Here is a 16,129-nt window from a genome sequence, read left to right as displayed (position 1 = left end):
GCAGTTCGGAGTACGCACCGTGACAGTTCTCATCGGCCAACTCTTCACCGGCGTCAGCATCGGGGCGGTGCTGCTGCTCATCGCGCTCGGCCTGGCCCTGACCTTCGGCCAGATGGGCGTGATCAACATGGCCCACGGCGAGTTCATCATGGCCGGGGCCTACACCACATACGTCCTGCAACAGGTCATCACCGCGGCCGGCTGGTCGCTGCTGATCGCCCTGCCGGTCGCCTTCGTGGTGGCCGGCGCGATGGGTGTGCTGCTGGAGGTCCTGCTGATCCGTCGCCTCTACGCCCGCCCACTGGACACCCTGCTGGTCACCTGGGGGGTGTCGCTGATCCTGCAACAGCTCGCCCGGGACATCTTCGGCAGCCCCAACGTGCAGACCCGCGCACCGGAACTGCTCACCGGCAACATCGCGCTGCCCGGCGGCATCACCGTGGCCAACAACCGGTTGTTCATCCTCGCGCTGGCCGGCGGCGCCGTCGTCGCGTTGACCCTGGCCCTGCGGGTCACCCCGCTGGGGCGCCGGATCCGGGCCGTCGTGCAGAACCGGGACCTGGCCGCCGTCTCCGGCATCCCCACCGCCCGGGTCGACCGGATGACCTTCTTCATCGGCTCCGGCCTGGCCGGCATCGCCGGCGTTGCCCTCACCCTGCTCGGGCCGATCGGTCCCACCATGGGCACCAACCTGATCATCGACGCCTTCCTGGTCGTCGTGGTCGGTGGGATCGGCCAGCTCAAGGGCACCGTCATCGTCGCCTTCGCCCTGGGCGTGCTCCAGGCCACCGGCGAATACCTCACCACCCTCAGCGTCGCCAAGGTGATGGTCTTCATCGCCATCGTCGCGTTTCTCCAGTGGCGACCCCAGGGCCTGTTCACCCTGCGCACCAGGAGTCTGGCATGACCACCGTCGCCCGAGATCCCGTCACCGCCGCCGACCCCGCGCCGGCACCACCGACCAGACCGGCGGCCGGGCCGTCCCGGCACCGGTACCGGGCCGCCGTCGGGTTCGCCTTCGGAGCGGCCCTGCTCTTCGCCGTCGCGCCGCTGGTGCTGTCGGACTTCCGGCTCTCCCTGCTGGCGAAGTACCTCTGCGTGGCCATGGTCGCGGTCGGCATCGGCCTGGCCTGGGGTCGCGGCGGCATGCTCACCCTCGGCCAGGGGGTCTTCTTCGGCCTCGGCGGCTACGCGATGGCCATGCACCTCAAGCTCGCCGACGCGGGTCCGGGCAACATGCCCGACTTCATGATGTTGTACGGGCAACTCGACGAGTTGCCACTGTGGTGGCGACCGTTCGCCAGCCCGTGGTTCGCCCTGCCCGCCACGGTGCTGCTGCCGATGGCGGTCGCCTTCGTACTCGGATCGCTGGTCTTCCGCCGCCGGGTGCGCGGTGCCTACTTCGCCATCCTCAGCCAGGCCCTCGCCGCCGCCATGGTGATCCTGCTGATCGGCCAGCAGGGCACCACCGGCGGCACCAACGGGCTCACCGACATCCAGGGCTTCTTCGGCTACGACCTGGACGACCCGGTCAACCAGCGGATGGTCTACTTCATCATCGCCGGCACCCTGCTCGCGCTGCTGGCCCTGGCCCGGCACCTGATGCAGAGCCGTTACGGCGAGCTGCTGGTGGCCGTCCGCGACTCGGAGGAACGGGTCCGTTTCCTCGGCTACGACCCGGCCACCGTGAAGCTGGTCGCGTACGTGGTCGCCGCCGGCATGGCCGGGCTTGCCGGCGCGCTGTTCGTGCCCGCGGTGGGCATCATCTCCCCAGCGCTGATCGGGATCGTGCCGTCCATCGAGTTCGTCATCGGCGTCGCCATCGGCGGGCGAGCCACGCTGCTCGGCCCGGTCCTCGGGGCGGTCGCGGTGGCGTGGGCGCGTACCGCCCTGTCGGAGCGCTTCCCGGGCACCTGGACGTACCTTCAGGGTCTGCTGTTCGTGGTGGTGGTGGCGTTCCTGCCCGGCGGCCTGGCGTCGCTGATCGGCCTGGCCCGCCGCCGCGACGACGGCGCACCTCGCCCGAGCCGACTCAGCCGTCTTCGACCTCGGCGGCGGGAGGGGGCGGCATGACCGGGCAGCTGCACGGGCTCTACGTGCGTGACCTGCGGGTCAGCTTCGACGGGTTCACCGCCGTCGACGGGGTCTCCCTCGACGTCGCGCCGGGCGACATCCGATTCCTGATCGGGCCCAACGGCGCCGGGAAGACCACCCTGGTGGACGCCGTCACCGGCCTGGTCCGGGCCACCGGCTCGGTACGCTTCGGTGACCGGGAACTGCTCGGCAGGCCGGTGCACCGGATCAGCCGGCTCGGCGTCGGCCGCACCTTCCAGACCTCGACGGTGTTCGAGGAGCTGACCGTGTTGCAGAACCTCGACATCGCCGCCGGGGCCCGACGCGGCTGGGCGACGTTGCTGCGCCGCCGCCACGGCGTGCCCGACGAGGTGGCCGAGGCCCTCGACGTGATCGGCCTGGCGAGCCGCGCCGACCAGCTCGCCGGCACCCTCGCCCACGGGCAGAAGCAGTGGCTGGAGATCGGCATGCTGCTGGTGCAGGACACCCGGCTGCTGCTGCTCGACGAGCCGGTCGCCGGCATGAGCCACGAGGAACGCGACGCCACCGGGCAGCTGCTGGAGAAGGTGAGCCAGGACCGCACGGTGGTGGTGATCGAGCACGACATGGACTTCCTGCGCCGCTTCGCGCGTACCGTCACCGTGCTGCACGCCGGTCGGGTGCTCAGCGAGGGCACCGTCGCCGAGGTGCAGGCCGATCCACGCGTGCAGGAGGTCTACCTCGGTCACCCGGTCGACGCCGGGTCGGCCCCGACGCACACGGAGGCATGATGCTCGCGATGCGCGGCGTGCACGCCGGTTACGGGCGCAGCCGGGTGCTGCACGGTGTCGACGTGGCGGTCCCCGCCGACGGGGTCGCCACGGTGCTGGGCCACAACGGCGCCGGCAAGTCCACCCTGCTGCGGGTGGCCGCCGGACTGCTGCGACCCAGCGCCGGCCGGGTCGAGCTGGACGGTGCGGACATCACCCGGCTGGCGCCGCACGAGCGGGTCGCCCGGGGGATCGCGTACGTGCCGCAGGGGCAGCAGTGCTTCCCCCACCTGACCGCGGCGGAGAACCTGCGCCTGGTCGCCGACGGCCGTCGCGACGGAGCAACGGCCACCGCCGAGGTGCTGGACCTGTTCCCGGCGCTGCGTCCGCTGCTGCGTCGGCGGGCCGGGCTGCTCTCCGGCGGCCAGCGTCAGCAGTTGGCCATCGCCCGGGCACTGATCACCCGGCCCCGGCTGCTGATGCTCGACGAACCGACCGAGGGCATCCAGCCGTCGGTGGTGACCGAGATCCAGGACCGGATCGTGGCCCTGATCGCCCAGACCGGGTTCAGCGTGCTCCTGGTCGAGCAGCACCTCGGCTTCGCGCTGCGGGTCGCCGACCGCTACCACGTGCTGGAGTCCGGCCGGGTCACCTCCGCCGGGGACGGCGGCGCCACGGCCGAGCACACGGTTCGGGAGGCGCTCGCGGTGTGACGTGGCTTCCCCTGGTGGCCGAGACCGCCTAGGGTGTCGATGGAAGCGCTCCCACGACCCTTGGGCACGGGTCGTCGTCGACGTTCCTCGTCACCCACCACCAGAGGAAGTCGCATGTCCGCACGTACCAAACTCACGGCCGTCGCGGCGGCGGCCGTCGTCCTGTTCGGCGTGGCCGCCGCCGCGCCCGCCGCGACGGCGGCGCCGACGGTCGGTGCTCCGGCCGTCGCCGCCGCACCCACCGACGACTGGCTGCACACCGACGGCAACCGGATCGTCGACGAGGCCGGCAACCAGGTCTGGCTCACCGGGGCCAACTGGTTCGGCTTCAACGCCAGCGAGCGGGTCTTCCACGGCCTGTGGTCGGGCAACCTCGAATCGATCACCCGCCAGATGGCCCAGCGCGGCATCAACATCGTCCGGGTGCCCATCTCCACGCAACTGCTGCTGGAGTGGAAGGCCGGGCAGACGATCCGGCCGAACGTCAACACGTACGTCAACCCGGAGCTGGAGGGCCTGAACAACCTCCAGGTCTTCGACCACTGGCTCGCGCTGTGCGAGAAGTACGGTCTGAAGGTCATGCTCGACGTGCACAGCGCCGAGGCGGACAACTCCGGCCACGTCTATCCGGTGTGGTGGAAGGGCAGCATCACCCCGGAGCTGTTCTTCCAGGGCTGGGAGTGGATCACCACCCGCTACCGGACCAACGACACCATCGTCGCGATGGACGTCAAGAACGAGCCGCACGGGACGCCGAACGATCCCGAGCGGGCCAAGTGGGACTCCAGCACCGACCAGGACAATTTCAAGTACGCGTGCGAGACGGCGGGTCAGCGGATCCTGGCGATCAACCCGAACCTGCTGATCCTCTGTGAGGGCATCGAGATCTATCCGCGGGCCGGCGCGACCTGGGACTCGCCCAACACCAACCCCGACCGCAGCCCCAACTACCACTACAACTGGTGGGGCGGCAACCTGCGCGGCGTCGCGGAGCACCCGGTCAACCTCGGTGCCCAGCAGGACCAGCTCGTCTACTCACCGCACGACTACGGACCGCTGGTGTACGAGCAGCCGTGGTTCGAGGGCGACTTCGACAAGGACTCGCTGACCAACGACGTGTGGCGGCCGAACTGGTTCTACATCCACGAGCAGAACATCGCGCCGCTGCTGATCGGGGAGTGGGGCGGCCGGCTGGGGCAGGACGCCCGGCAGGACCGCTGGATGGCCGCGCTGCGCGACCTGATGATCGAGAACGGCATTCACCACACGTTCTGGTGTCTCAACCCGAACTCCGGTGACACCGGTGGCCTGCTGCTCGACGACTGGGCGAGCTGGGACGAGACGAAGTACAACCAGATGCTCAAGCCCGCGCTGTGGCAGCACAACGGCAAGTTCGTCGGCCTCGACCACCAGGTGCGCCTCGGCGGCGCCGACTCCACCACCGGCATGAGCCTCGCCGAGCGCTACGCTGGCGGCCCCGGCCCCGGTGACACCACCGCGCCGACCGCGCCGGGGCGGCCGACCGCCACCGACGTGACCGCCACCGCCGCCACGCTGAGCTGGGCGGCGGCCACGGACGACGTGGGCGTCACCTCGTACGAGGTGCTGCGGGCGACCGGATCCGGGGCGGCCACTGTGGTCGGCACGGTCTCCGGCACCACCTACCGGGCGACGGGGCTGAGCGCCTCGACCAGCTACACCTTCACCGTCCGGGCCCGCGACGCGGCCGGCAACGTCTCGGCGGCCTCGCCGCCGTCGACCGTCACCACTCCGGCCGGTAACGACAACGGCGACGGCGGCTGCGCCGCCACGTACCGGGTCACCAGTTCCTGGCAGGGTGGTTACCAGGCGGAGGTGACCGTCCGCAACACCGGTACGGCGGCCATCACCGGCTGGACGGTCAGCTGGACCGCCCCCGCCGGCACCACCATCGCGTCACTGTGGAACGGCCGGCTCACCACCTCCGGAACCACCGTGACGGTGCGCAACGAGCCCTACAACGGGCAGCTTGCCGCCGGCGCCAGTACCACGTTCGGGCTGACCGGCAGCGGATCGGGCACGCCTTCCGCGCTCACCTGCACCGCGTCCTGACGCTGGGTGCCCCTGCCTCACCCGGTATCGGGGTGGGGCAGGGGCCGCCCGGGAGCGTGACGCCACCTCGGACGGCCCCGCGCGGCCCGGGCCTGGGTGGGCCGCGTCACCGCGTTCGCATCGCCGAGCGCCGGGTCAGGCCAACCGGATGGCGTCCCCGTCAACGGTGACGTTCGCGGCGGGCAGCGGCGCCCCCGCCGGGCCGCTGCGCACCGAGCCGTCGGCGATGTCGAACACACTGTTGTGGCAGGCGCAGACGATGGTGCCGTCGGAGACCGAGGTGACCGTGCAGCCCTGGTGGGTGCAGGTCGCCGAGTACGCCTTGATGACCCCGTCGGTCGGCTGGGTCACCACCACGCCGGCGTCGGCGAAGATGGCGCCGCCACCGACCGGGATGTCGGCCAGCGTGGCCAGTGCCGGCGTACCGGGATCCGCGCCGTCATCGCCCGGGGTGGCGGTGCCGGAGGGGTCGGCACCGGAGGTGCCCGACGGGTCGGCGCCGGCGCTGCCGGCGGGCGGTGCGGCCGGCGGTGCCGCCGTGGGCTGACCGTACGTCGCGCAGCCGGTCAACGTGGCCACGCCCACCGCGCCGGTACCGGCCAGCAGGGCGCGTCGTGACCGGCAGCAGCCAGCCTGCTCGTGGTTCATCCGAGGTGCCTTGCCTTTCCGGGGATCAGAACTGGATGCCGAACGTGGTGAAGTACCAGACCGACGAGGTCAGGAAGACACCGATCAGGGCGACGAACACGACCCCGCCGACGGTGGGGAGCACCCAACCGGCGAGGCCCCGCTTGGGCAGGGTCAGCATCTTGGTGGCGAAGGCGCCGAAGAAGAAGCAGCCCAGCAGGGAGTGCAGCAGCGTACGGGTGTCGTAGTCGGCGAAGCCGAGCGCGTACAGGCAGTGCACCGCGACCGGCACGGTGAGCAGGAACGCGATCCGCCCCGACCAGCGGTGCGCCGAGCCGGCCCAGGACGGGGAGAAGCCGCCGAGCCGGCCCCACATCGCCAACGCGGACAGCAACTGGACGACGGCGAAGAACGCCGCCCCGGTGCCGAGCCACACCTTCACCGTCAGCGGGGAGGAGAATCCGGCCACGTTCACCGCGATGCCGGTGGGGGTGTGGGTGCGTCCGTAGACACCGAGCGCCACCGCCACCCCGGCCCCGACCACCAGCGGCACCAGCAGCGAGGGCCGCCGTCTCGGTGCGCTCGGCGGCGGGGCGCCGAAGTCCCGCATCACCTCGATGGTGGGCTCCGGCGCCCGGCGGGGCACCGTGCGTGCCCCGCCGTGTCGGTGCTGGGACATCACCGCGCCCCGGGGACGACCGGCTCGGCGACGAGGGTCACTCCGTTGACCACGGTGCTGTTGAAGGCGGGGTCCAACGGCGGCGCCGGAATCGGCTTGCCGTTCCAGGTGACGATGCCGATCTGGGTGCCGTCGGGCCGCATGATCCAGCCGCCGTCGTAGCCGGCCTTGCGGGTCTCGTCGGTCACCCGGTAGATCGCCGGAGCGGTGCCCGAGCCGGACTTCACCACCGCTTCGTCGGCCGACGTGTCGTCGGGGCGGGCGGTGAACTTCCAGCGCCGTACGCCGACGATCATCTCACCGCTGGCGCGGTCGCCCCGGATGACACCGGTCAGCTTCGCGTCCTTGCCGGTCAGCTCGATCTTGCCGTCGCGTACCGTGCCGGACAGCCACAGCTCCATGCTCCGGCCGTCGCAGACGTACGCCTCGGCCTTGCCGTCCTTCACGGTGATGGCGATGGTGGCCCCGTTCTCGAGTTCACCGATCCAGTTCCGCTCGACCGATGCCACCTCGGTCCCGGCCGACGAGGCGTCCGGATCCGTCGGCGGCGAGGTGCCGGCCGGTCGCCGGGCGTCGGCGTCGGGGTCGGTCGGTTCCTCCCCGGGCGTGGCCGCGTCGGGGTCCACCTCGGCGTCGGCGTCCGCCGCCACGTCGGCGGGTGGGGCCGGCGCGGCGGCCGGTGCACCTCCACCGGCCGCGGGTTGGGTGCCCGGCGGGGATGCCTGTGCACTCATTGTGAACAGCACAGCAGCCGTCACCGCCCCCGACAGGAGGGTGAGCAACGGGGTCAGGCGCTTCATGGGCCACTCCCTTCGCACTCAGGTACGGGCGGCGATGGTGGATCGGTTCAACCGCGCGCCAGGAACCTCTCGCGGGGATGTCGTTCACGCGCGAGTGGCCCGACGGAAGCGCCCAACTCCGGCCCGAACACCAGCAGCAGGGCGGCGGCGACCAGACACAGCACACCCAGCGCGATGGCCGGCAGCACAAGCCCGTTACCGAGGGAAAGGACCAGCAGCATGACGGACGGTCCGAGGATGCCACCGACCTTGGTGGCCGCACCGGCGAAGCCGGAGCCGGTGGCCCGCATCGCGGTCGGGTAGATCTCGGCGCTGTACGGCAGCAGCATCGCGTTGACCGCGGAAAGCGACAGCACCAGCACGCCGATGGAAGCCAGCAGCAGCACCGTCCCGCCGCCGTCGGCGGTCCAGAGGGCAACTCCGCTGAGCCCGATCGCGGTGATCGCGATGAACAGCGCAAGCGCCCGGCGACCGCTCCAGGCCGCGTAGAGCAGCACGACGAGAGCCAGGGCCGGGGTCGAGTAGAGCGCCGAGTCGGCCAGCAGTCCACTCGCGACGCCACCGGCCAGCCCGGCCTCGCGCAGTTGCGCGGGCAACATGACCAGGAAGCCGAAGTTCACCAGCCCCCACACCACACCGACCACGCCGATCACCGACGTCACGACGGGATACGCCCGAAGCATCGCCCCCACGCCGAGGCGTGTCGCCGCGCCCACGGCGGCCGGTGGCGTGGCACTCAGACGGGATCCGTAACGACGGAGCACCGCCTCGGCCTCGGTGCGCCGCCCGGCGCGCAGCAGGTACAGCGGCGACTCAGGGATCAACGGCGCCATCAGCAACAGCAGCAGCCCCGAGGGCAGCCCGATCAGCCAGAGCGCGCGCCAGGTCAGCGCCGGCTCGAGGTGGCGGGCCGCCTCGCTGGCCGCCAGGTACCCGCCCAGACCACCGATCCCACCGACGGTCACCGCCACCCAGCCGCGGTGCCGCCGCGGGGTCAGCTCGGCGATCAGCGTGAACACCAGGGGCAGCAGGCCACCGGCGGAGGTGCCCATCGCGAAGCACATCACCAGGTTCCACTCGAAGCTCGGCATGGCCCCGCACGCCGAGGTCGCGATGAACAGCAGGGTCGCCAGGAGCAGGGCGGTCCGCCGACCGTACCGGTCGCCGAGCAGGCCCCAGAGGACCGACCCGACGGCGGTACCGGTGAGAGCGACCAGGGGCAGGATCGAGATCGATTCGAGCGACATGCCGTACTCGTCGCTCATGCCGGGCATGACGAAGCCGAGGGTGAGTGGCTTCATGATGTCGACCACCAGGGCGATGGTCAGCACCGCGCAGGTGATCCAGTAGGCCGGTCTCAGCCGACCATGCTCGATCGACTCCACGGTGACGCCTTCGGAGTCCGGTGGCTGGATGCCCGCGAACAGTGCCCGTCCCGCCATCAGCAGGCCGGCGAGGAGCAGCAGCATGCCGAGGATCATCGTGGGCGTCCACATGTCCATCGGCTGGCCGGGGGGACCGCCTTCCATGCCGGGCATGCCCGGCATGCCTGGCTCCGCCGGTCGCGTGCGGGCATGGTCGATCATCATCCGCACATCGGGCAGTTGAAACAGGACGCCGGCCGTCACCAGCGCCACGCCGAGCAGGAATCCGGGCCGTCCGCGACGCTTCGTGGACATGACGCCGGCACTACGGGTTTCGGGCATGGTTTACCGACCTCCGGGCTGTCCCGGCGCGAGAAGAACGTCGGCGGATTGACGACTGCCGAAACCTACGGAAGCTTTATCAGACAAACATCAATGTTGCTCTCGGGTCGATCACGTTGCCCGTACGCGATCGGCGTGCTCCGGCGTGCGAGATGGCGTCGGTGCCGGATGACCTGGCTTCGTCGAGGGCGGCCAGGGCGACCCGCCGAGGTCAGACGGTGACGCGGCTTGCCGGACGGCGGGCCGTGGGCAGCGACGACACCTCGGCGGCGGGCCGTGGCACGTCGTTCGGCGTCACGTCGACCGACGATACGCCGGGCGGAACGGCGTTCTGCACCGCTGCGGCACTCAGTTGATCGAGCGCGGCGTCGAGACTGTCGAAGATCGGAAAGACCCCGTCGAGCTTCATGGTGTGTAGCACGGTACGGATGAACCTCGACGGCGCGGCGAGGCACAGCCGCCCACCCTGCTCGCGTACGTCCCGGTGGGCCCGGACGAGCATGCCCAGCCCGAGTGAGTCGATGACCTGCACGTGGGTCAGATCCACCACCACCGTCCCGGCTACGTCGAACGCGGCGCGCAGCGCGGTCCGCAGCGCGTCGCCGGTGTCCGGGTCGAGGTCGCTGTCAGCGGGCGTGGCCGCCACCTCGGCGCTGCGAACCGACCCAACACGGTCGCCGTCACCAGGCGAGCTGCCCGGCGGCAGCGAGCTGCACCGGGGGCAGCGGTGCGGACCGGTGGCGAACGGTGAACCGCTCCACCCCTGGTCGGAGACCAGCGTCCAGACAACCTCGGCGTCGGGCAGCACGCAGGCGGTGCCGGTGGTGGTGTCGCCACAGACGTCGCAGATCAGGGTCATCAGGTTGTCGTCCGGTACGACGGTCATCCTGCTTCCTCTCCGGTGCCGCGGCCGGTCGGCCGGGGTACGGAACTCGGGGCGGCGGGCGGAGCACCGTCGCCGTGCGGACTTCTCACCGGGAGTCGGAGCGTTCCTTGCCGGTCGTGGCGACCACGATCACCACCGCGATCGCCGCGAGCCCGGCCTGCACGACCAGACCCAGCAGGCTGAACCCCTGGACCCCGGCGAGCCAGGCGGTGATGGCACCGAGCAACGCGGCGACAGCGCCGATGGTCGTGGTGAGCCACAACGGCACGGCTGGGCGGCCGGGTAGGACCAGTCGCCCGAGGGCACCGACGGCAAGGCCCACGGCGAGGGCCGCGACGATCCCGGCGCTGGTCATGCTGCTCCTCGTGCTCACGATCTGGTGCGGTCGGCTGCGGTGGGTCAGGTGCGTACAGTGACCGCGGCGCGGCCGTACGCGGCAGCGCGCGGCGCCGTACTCGGCGGCGGTGTCCCGCCGGCCGGTGGGACGACACCCGCTCCGGCGGAGGCAGCGGCGGCGGGAGTCGCCGGGGCAGCTCCCGCGTCGGCGGCCGGGACCGGGGAGGCTCCCGCGTCGATGTGCACCGGCAGGATCTGGTCCAGCCGGGCGGTTTGCAGGATCCGGGTGATGCGCGGGTTCGGATTGCGTACCGCCAGCACCCCTCCGGCGCGGACCATCCGCCGGTGCACGTCGAGCAGCAGGCCGATGGCGGCGGCGTCGATGTGCCGGCAGCCGGCCAGGTCGATCACGACCTGCTGGGGGTGCAGGGCCAGCAGCTGATCGAGGACCGCGCCGGTCTCGGGCAGGCAGCTCAGGTCGAACTCGGTGATGGACACCTCCACCAGCGGCACCGAGCACTCGGGGCGTCGTGGTGCGGTCACGGCCAAGGCCCCCTCTCCTGCGGTCTCCGAGTGGCTCTCACCCTGCCCAGCGGGGTTGGCGGGCACCGCGCGGACGGATGACAGTTGCGTGACAAAACGCCCTGTTGTCGACCGTGGTTGGCCCGGTGGTCGGGGCTTGGGGATGATTCCGGTATGACAGCGGTACTGGTGATCGAGGACGACGACCGGATCCGGTTGGCGTTGCTGCTCGCTCTGGAGGACGAGGGCTACGAGGCCCGGGGAGCGGCCACCGCCGAGGAGGGGCTGCGCACGCAGCGCCGGGATCCCGCCGACTACGTCCTGGTCGACCTGATGCTGCCCGGCATCGACGGCTTCGAGGGCATCCGCCAGCTGCGCCGCGACGACGACGTCCCGATCGTCGTGGTCAGCGCCCGCGACGACACCCACGACATCGTCGCCGCGCTGGAGGCCGGTGCCGACGACTACGTGGTCAAGCCGGTGGCGATCAAGGAACTGACCGCTCGGCTGCGCGCCCTGCGCCGACGCGGCCGCGCGGTGACCGCGCCGGACGGTCCCGAGCCGGTGCCGGTGCTCGCCTTCGGCGAGCTGGAGGTGAGCCCCGAGGCGGGGGAGGTGCGGCGGTCCGGCGAGCCGGTGGCGGTCACCCGTACGGAGTTCCGGTTGCTGTGCGAGCTGGCCGAACACGCCGGCCGGGTGCTGTCGCGCCAGCAGCTGCTCAGCCGGGTCTGGGGGTACGACAGCGGCGACGAACGGCTGGTCGACGTGCACGTCGGTCGGCTGCGCCAGAAGATCGAGGCCGACCCGGCCAACCCCCGGCACCTGGTGACGTTGCGCGGCCTCGGTTACAAGCTGCAACGATGAGACGTCTCGGACTACGTGCCCGCGTCACCGCCGCGTTCGCGATCGGCGCGCTGCTGCTGTCCGCCTCGATGGCTCTGGTGTCGTACGAGCTGACCCGCCGCACCCTGCTCAACGAGCGGGAGCGCACCGTGCTGCGGGCGGCGTACTACGACGCGGCGGTGGTCCGCGCCGGCCTGAACACCGAGAACCCGGACGTCGCGGAGGCGCTGCGGGCGCTGGACACCGGCACCGGCCGACGACCCCTGGTGCTGCTCGACGGCGAGTGGTACGCGCGCAGCGCCGACACCGGGCTCACCACCATCGTGCCGGCCCGGCTTCAGGACCTGGTCTCGGCGGGGGAGCCGGCGGTGCAGCGGGTCCGCCTCAACGACAGCCCGGTGATGCTGGTCGGCGTGCCGCTGTCCGAGTCGACCGCCTTCTACGAGATCGCCTCGCTGCGGGAGCTGGAGCAGACCTTCCAGGTGCTGGCGCTGGCGCTCACCGCGGTCGCGATCATGGTCGCCGGGTCGGGAGCGGCCCTCGGCTGGTACGCCACCCGGCACGGGTTGCGCCCGCTGACCGCCGTGGCCGACGCGGCCGAGCGGATCGCGGCCGGCGACTTCACCACCCGGCTCGCCCCGGACACCGACCCGGACCTGAACCGCCTCTCCACCTCCTTCAACCGGATGGTCGACGAGTTGGCCGGGCGGATCGACCGGGACCGGCGCTTCGCCGCCGACGTCAGCCATGAGCTGCGCTCGCCGTTGCAGACCCTCGCCGCGGCCGCGAGTGTGTTGTCCCGACGCCGGGTGAACCAGGACGAGCGGACCGCCACCGCCGCCCGGCTCGTCGCCGACGAGATCGAGCGTTTTCAGCAACTGGTCAACGACCTGCTGGACCTGGCCCGTGGTGATCAGCCGGTGCACCGGGAGCCGGTGGACCTGCCCGAGCTGGCCCGCCAGGCGTGCCGGGACCGGGACCTGCCGGAGTCGATGGTGCAGCTGGCGGCGGGGACGCCGCCCAGTTGGCGGGTGGACCGCCGCCGGATCGCCCAGGTGCTGGCCAACCTGCTGGACAACGCCGAACGGTACGGTGCGGGGCCGGTCGCGGTGCGGCTGTCCCACACCGCGAACACGGGCGTGATCGAGGTCGACGACGAGGGTCCGGGAGTGCCGATGGAGGACCGCGAGGTGATCTTCGACCGCTTCGTCCGGGGTCGGGCGGCCAACTACCGGGGCGGCGGCGACGGCACCGGCCTGGGCTTGGCTCTGGTGGCCCAGCACGCCGTCGCGCACGGCGGAGACGCCTCGGTCAGCGATCGCCCGGAGGGCGGTGCCCGGTTCCGCGTCACCCTGCCCGGGAGCGTCTCATGATCCGGCCCGTCGCCGTCGAGCCCGCGCAGGCCGGTCGACCTGTGCGTACCGATCGGGCCCTGAGGGAGACCGGGGCAGCCCTGGTGGTGGCCACGGTGCTTGCCCTACTGGGGGCGTGCGGGGTGCCCGCCGAGGACCAACCCCGCGCGGTCACCCCGCCACCGGTGCCCTTCCCGTCCACCGCCACGGCGGCACCGACGGCGGCCGAGACCGGCGCGGTCACCGAGGTGCTCTACTTCTCCCGCGACGAACGCCTGGTGCCGGTGATCCGCCGCGCCGACCAGGTGCCCGCGCTCGACGCGCAGTTGCGGGCCCTGCTGGCCGGGCCGACCCCGGCCGAGCGCGACGACGGGCTGACCAGCGCTCTGCCGGGGGCGTTCACCAGCGCGGTGGTCGAGTTGGTCGACGGGGTGGCCCGGGTCACCGTCGGACTGACGGCGGTGGACACCGGCCGCATCGACGGTCGGCTGGCGTACGGTCAGATCGTCTGCACGCTCAGCGCCCGCACCGACGTCACGGCGGTGCTGTTCCTGGAGGGCGGCACGCCGTTGAGCGTCCCCCGGGCGGACGGCTCGCTGTCGTCGGGGCCGCTCACCGCGGCCGACTACGCTGTGCTGATCAATCCACGTTGAGGACAGGCGTACCACCGGACGCACGCGCAGCGCGACGACTCGTATCCTTTCCGCGAACCGTCGTGCCGACGACCGGAAAGGAATTGGTGTGAACGACCGGGCCGAGACGTTGGAGTTCCAGGCCGAGGCGCGTCAGCTGCTCCGGCTGATGGTCCACTCGATCTACTCGAACAAGGACGTGTTCCTCCGCGAGTTGATCTCGAACGCCTCCGACGCGCTGGACAAGCTGCGCCTGACGTCGATGGTCGACAAGGACCTCGCCGTCGACACCGGCGACCTGCACATCGCCATCGAGGTCGACCGGGACGCCCGTACCCTCACCGTGCGCGACAACGGCATCGGCATGAGCCGCGACGAGGTGGTCTCCGTCATCGGCACGATCGCCAAGTCCGGCACGGCGGAGCTGCTGCGGCAGTTGCGCGAGGCCAAGGACGCGGGTGCCTCGCAGGAGCTGATCGGTCAGTTCGGCGTCGGCTTCTACGCCGCGTTCATGGTCGCCGAGCGGGTCGAGCTGGTCACCCGGCGGGCCGGCGAGAGCGGTGGTACCCGTTGGGAGTCCACCGGCGAGGGCACCTACACCATCACCGAGCTGGACGACGCTGCCCAGGGCACGGCGGTGACCCTGCACCTCAAGCCCGCCGACGCCGATGACAACCTGCACGACTACACGGCCGAGTGGACGATCCGGGAGATCGTCAAGCGCTACTCCGACTTCATCGCCCACCCGATCCGGATGACCGTCGAGCGGCCCGGCACCGACGACACCCCCGCCACCACCGAGACCGTGACCCTCAACTCGATGAAGGCGCTGTGGGCCCGCCCGCGCGGCGAGGTCGAGCCCGCCGAGTACCACGAGTTCTACAAGCACGTCAGCCACGACTGGGCGGACCCGCTCGAAACCATCCACATGCGCGGGGAGGGGACCTTCGAGTACGAGGCGTTGCTGTTCATCCCCACCCACGCGCCGCTGGACCTGTTCTCCCCGCAGGGGCGACGGGGGGTGCAGCTCTACGTCAAGCGGGTGTTCATCATGGACGACTGCGACGCGTTGATGCCCAACTACCTCCGGTTCGTCAAGGGTGTGGTGGACGCCCACGACCTGTCGCTGAACATCTCCCGGGAGATCCTCCAGCAGGACCGGCAGATCCGCGCCGTGCGCCGCCGCCTGGTCAAGAAGATCCTCGCCACGGTCAAGGAACTCAAGACCGACCAGCCGGAGCGCTACCGCACCTTCTGGACCGAGTTCGGGCCGGCGGTCAAGGAGGGTCTGCTGGAGGACACCGACAACCAGGACGTCCTGCTGGAGATCCTGTCGGTGGCCTCCACCCACGACCCGGCCGAGCAGACCGACCTGGCCGGCTACGTCGAACGCATGCGCGAGGGGCAGAGCGACATCTACTACGCCACCGGCGAGAACCGGGTCACCATCGAGAACTCCCCGCACATGGAGGCGTTCCGCGCCAAGGGCTACGAGGTGCTGCTGCTCACCGACCCGGTCGACGAGGTCTGGGTCGAGCGGGTCGGCAGCTACGCCGGCAAGACGCTGCGCTCGGTCGCCAAGGGGCACGTCGACCTGGACACCGAGCAGGAGCGTACCGAGGCCGAAGCCGAGCGGGAGCGGCAGCGCACCGAGTACGCCGACCTGCTCGGCTGGATGGGCACCGTGCTTGCGGACAACGTCAAGGAGGTCCGGCTGTCGTCGCGGCTGACCACCTCGCCGGCCTGCGTGGTCGGCGACGCCCACGACATCACGCCCACCCTGGAGAAGATGTACCGGGCGATGGGGCAGGAGGTGCCGAAGGTCAAGCGGATCCTGGAGATCAACCCGACTCACCCGCTGGTCACCGGCCTGCGTAAGGCACACGAACAGGGCGGCACCGGCGAAGCCCTGGCGGAGACCGCCGAGCTGCTCTACGGCACCGCGCTGCTCGCCGAGGGCGGCGACCTGGCCGACCCGTCGCGGTTCGCCCGGATCCTCGCCGACCGCCTCGCCCGCACCCTGTAGCCGCGCCCGCTGCCGGGATCGAGTGGCACCAACTCGATCCCGGCAGCGGGTAAGACCGTGGCTGTGCGCGTCAGGAACGTGTCGGGGCTGCGGC

The 16,129-nt window shown here is 71.4% G+C and carries 16 protein-coding genes; 9 read left to right on the top strand and 7 right to left on the bottom strand.

The genetic code is table 11. From position 1 onward, the window contains the following. The first annotated feature begins 19 nt into the window (after window positions 1-19). From urtB to KBX50_RS01345, 5 genes are all read left to right on the top strand, one after another. Window positions 20-907, top strand: a complete 888-nt coding sequence (gene urtB, locus KBX50_RS01365; RefSeq protein WP_210933882.1) for an urea ABC transporter permease subunit UrtB — start codon at window positions 20-22, stop codon at window positions 905-907. After that, complete coding sequence (urtC, locus tag KBX50_RS01360) at window positions 904-2,073, top strand: urea ABC transporter permease subunit UrtC (protein WP_210933880.1); 1,170 nt, start codon at window positions 904-906, stop codon at window positions 2,071-2,073. The genes urtB and urtC overlap by 4 nt, the downstream gene beginning before the upstream one ends. Next, the gene (urtD, locus tag KBX50_RS01355) at window positions 2,070-2,843 is read left to right on the top strand and encodes an urea ABC transporter ATP-binding protein UrtD (RefSeq protein WP_210933878.1); all 774 of its coding nucleotides are present in this window, start codon (window positions 2,070-2,072) and stop codon (window positions 2,841-2,843) included. Before urtC ends, urtD begins: the two co-directional genes overlap by 4 nt. A gap of 8 nt (window positions 2,844-2,851) precedes the next feature. Continuing rightward, window positions 2,852-3,535 carry an urea ABC transporter ATP-binding subunit UrtE gene (gene urtE / locus KBX50_RS01350; protein WP_247672881.1) on the top strand — a complete coding sequence of 228 codons (684 nt, stop codon included), beginning with the start codon at window positions 2,852-2,854 and terminating at the stop codon, window positions 3,533-3,535. Window positions 3,536-3,649: 114 nt separating this feature from the next. After that, entirely contained in the window at window positions 3,650-5,626 is a 1,977-nt protein-coding gene (locus KBX50_RS01345; RefSeq protein WP_210933874.1) for a cellulase family glycosylhydrolase, read from the top strand. A gap of 135 nt (window positions 5,627-5,761) precedes the next feature. Here the strand turns inward: KBX50_RS01345 and KBX50_RS01340 are convergent, their stop codons facing one another. From KBX50_RS01340 to KBX50_RS01310, 7 genes are all read right to left on the bottom strand, one after another. Then, entirely contained in the window at window positions 5,762-6,274 is a 513-nt protein-coding gene (locus KBX50_RS01340) for a Rieske (2Fe-2S) protein (RefSeq protein WP_210933872.1), read from the bottom strand. A 25-nt stretch (window positions 6,275-6,299) separates the two neighbouring features. Further along, a complete protein-coding gene (locus KBX50_RS01335; RefSeq protein ID WP_247672971.1) occupies window positions 6,300-6,863 on the bottom strand; it encodes a DUF6529 family protein in 564 nt (187 codons plus the stop codon). Window positions 6,864-6,931: 68 nt separating this feature from the next. Next, the gene (locus KBX50_RS01330; protein ID WP_210933868.1) at window positions 6,932-7,732 is read right to left on the bottom strand and encodes a hypothetical protein; all 801 of its coding nucleotides are present in this window, start codon (window positions 7,730-7,732) and stop codon (window positions 6,932-6,934) included. A gap of 47 nt (window positions 7,733-7,779) precedes the next feature. After that, window positions 7,780-9,411, bottom strand: coding sequence for an MFS transporter (locus KBX50_RS01325; protein WP_247672880.1), 1,632 nt, complete (start codon window positions 9,409-9,411; stop codon window positions 7,780-7,782). A 238-nt stretch (window positions 9,412-9,649) separates the two neighbouring features. Then, complete coding sequence (locus KBX50_RS01320) at window positions 9,650-10,324, bottom strand: STAS domain-containing protein (RefSeq protein WP_210933864.1); 675 nt, start codon at window positions 10,322-10,324, stop codon at window positions 9,650-9,652. Between the two features lie 85 nt (window positions 10,325-10,409). Next, window positions 10,410-10,679, bottom strand: coding sequence for a GlsB/YeaQ/YmgE family stress response membrane protein (locus KBX50_RS01315; protein ID WP_093405816.1), 270 nt, complete (start codon window positions 10,677-10,679; stop codon window positions 10,410-10,412). Window positions 10,680-10,723: 44 nt separating this feature from the next. Beyond that, the gene (locus KBX50_RS01310) at window positions 10,724-11,203 is read right to left on the bottom strand and encodes an STAS domain-containing protein (protein WP_210933862.1); all 480 of its coding nucleotides are present in this window, start codon (window positions 11,201-11,203) and stop codon (window positions 10,724-10,726) included. A gap of 153 nt (window positions 11,204-11,356) precedes the next feature. Here KBX50_RS01310 and KBX50_RS01305 point away from each other — a divergent pair, with 153 nt between their 5' ends. The 4 genes from KBX50_RS01305 (at window position 11,357) to htpG (ending at window position 16,035) form a co-directional block, all read left to right on the top strand. After that, complete coding sequence (locus KBX50_RS01305) at window positions 11,357-12,046, top strand: response regulator transcription factor (protein ID WP_093405811.1); 690 nt, start codon at window positions 11,357-11,359, stop codon at window positions 12,044-12,046. Beyond that, window positions 12,043-13,398: a cell wall metabolism sensor histidine kinase WalK gene (locus KBX50_RS01300; protein ID WP_210933860.1), complete on the top strand. Its 1,356-nt coding sequence runs from the start codon at window positions 12,043-12,045 to the stop codon at window positions 13,396-13,398. The genes KBX50_RS01305 and KBX50_RS01300 overlap by 4 nt, the downstream gene beginning before the upstream one ends. Beyond that, window positions 13,395-14,030 (top strand): GerMN domain-containing protein, encoded by a 636-nt coding sequence (locus KBX50_RS01295; RefSeq protein ID WP_210933858.1) that lies wholly within the window; start codon window positions 13,395-13,397, stop codon window positions 14,028-14,030. The genes KBX50_RS01300 and KBX50_RS01295 overlap by 4 nt, the downstream gene beginning before the upstream one ends. Before the next feature lie 88 nt (window positions 14,031-14,118). Beyond that, window positions 14,119-16,035, top strand: a complete 1,917-nt coding sequence (gene htpG / locus KBX50_RS01290; RefSeq protein ID WP_210933857.1) for a molecular chaperone HtpG — start codon at window positions 14,119-14,121, stop codon at window positions 16,033-16,035. The last annotated feature ends 94 nt before the right edge of the window (window positions 16,036-16,129 follow it).

It is taken from the genome of Micromonospora sp. C51 (assembly GCF_018070435.1).
In the GTDB taxonomy this organism is placed as follows: Bacteria; Actinomycetota; Actinomycetes; order Mycobacteriales; family Micromonosporaceae; genus Micromonospora; species Micromonospora sediminimaris.
This window is presented reverse-complemented; position numbering and strand designations above follow the sequence as displayed.

Coding starts and splice junctions, on each gene's coding strand:
- urtC (WP_210933880.1), top strand. CDS start 904: ATGACCACCGTCGCCCGAGATCCCGTCACCGCCGCCGACCCCGCGCCG.
- KBX50_RS01295 (WP_210933858.1), top strand. CDS start 13,395: ATGATCCGGCCCGTCGCCGTCGAGCCCGCGCAGGCCGGTCGACCTGTG.
- KBX50_RS01330 (WP_210933868.1), bottom strand. CDS start 7,732: ATGAAGCGCCTGACCCCGTTGCTCACCCTCCTGTCGGGGGCGGTGACG.
- urtD (WP_210933878.1), top strand. CDS start 2,070: ATGACCGGGCAGCTGCACGGGCTCTACGTGCGTGACCTGCGGGTCAGC.
- urtE (WP_247672881.1), top strand. CDS start 2,852: ATGCGCGGCGTGCACGCCGGTTACGGGCGCAGCCGGGTGCTGCACGGT.
- KBX50_RS01325 (WP_247672880.1), bottom strand. CDS start 9,411: ATGTCCACGAAGCGTCGCGGACGGCCCGGATTCCTGCTCGGCGTGGCG.
- KBX50_RS01335 (WP_247672971.1), bottom strand. CDS start 6,863: ATGCGGGACTTCGGCGCCCCGCCGCCGAGCGCACCGAGACGGCGGCCC.
- KBX50_RS01305 (WP_093405811.1), top strand. CDS start 11,357: ATGACAGCGGTACTGGTGATCGAGGACGACGACCGGATCCGGTTGGCG.
- KBX50_RS01345 (WP_210933874.1), top strand. CDS start 3,650: ATGTCCGCACGTACCAAACTCACGGCCGTCGCGGCGGCGGCCGTCGTC.
- KBX50_RS01315 (WP_093405816.1), bottom strand. CDS start 10,679: ATGACCAGCGCCGGGATCGTCGCGGCCCTCGCCGTGGGCCTTGCCGTC.
- KBX50_RS01340 (WP_210933872.1), bottom strand. CDS start 6,274: ATGAACCACGAGCAGGCTGGCTGCTGCCGGTCACGACGCGCCCTGCTG.
- KBX50_RS01300 (WP_210933860.1), top strand. CDS start 12,043: ATGAGACGTCTCGGACTACGTGCCCGCGTCACCGCCGCGTTCGCGATC.
- KBX50_RS01320 (WP_210933864.1), bottom strand. CDS start 10,324: ATGACCGTCGTACCGGACGACAACCTGATGACCCTGATCTGCGACGTC.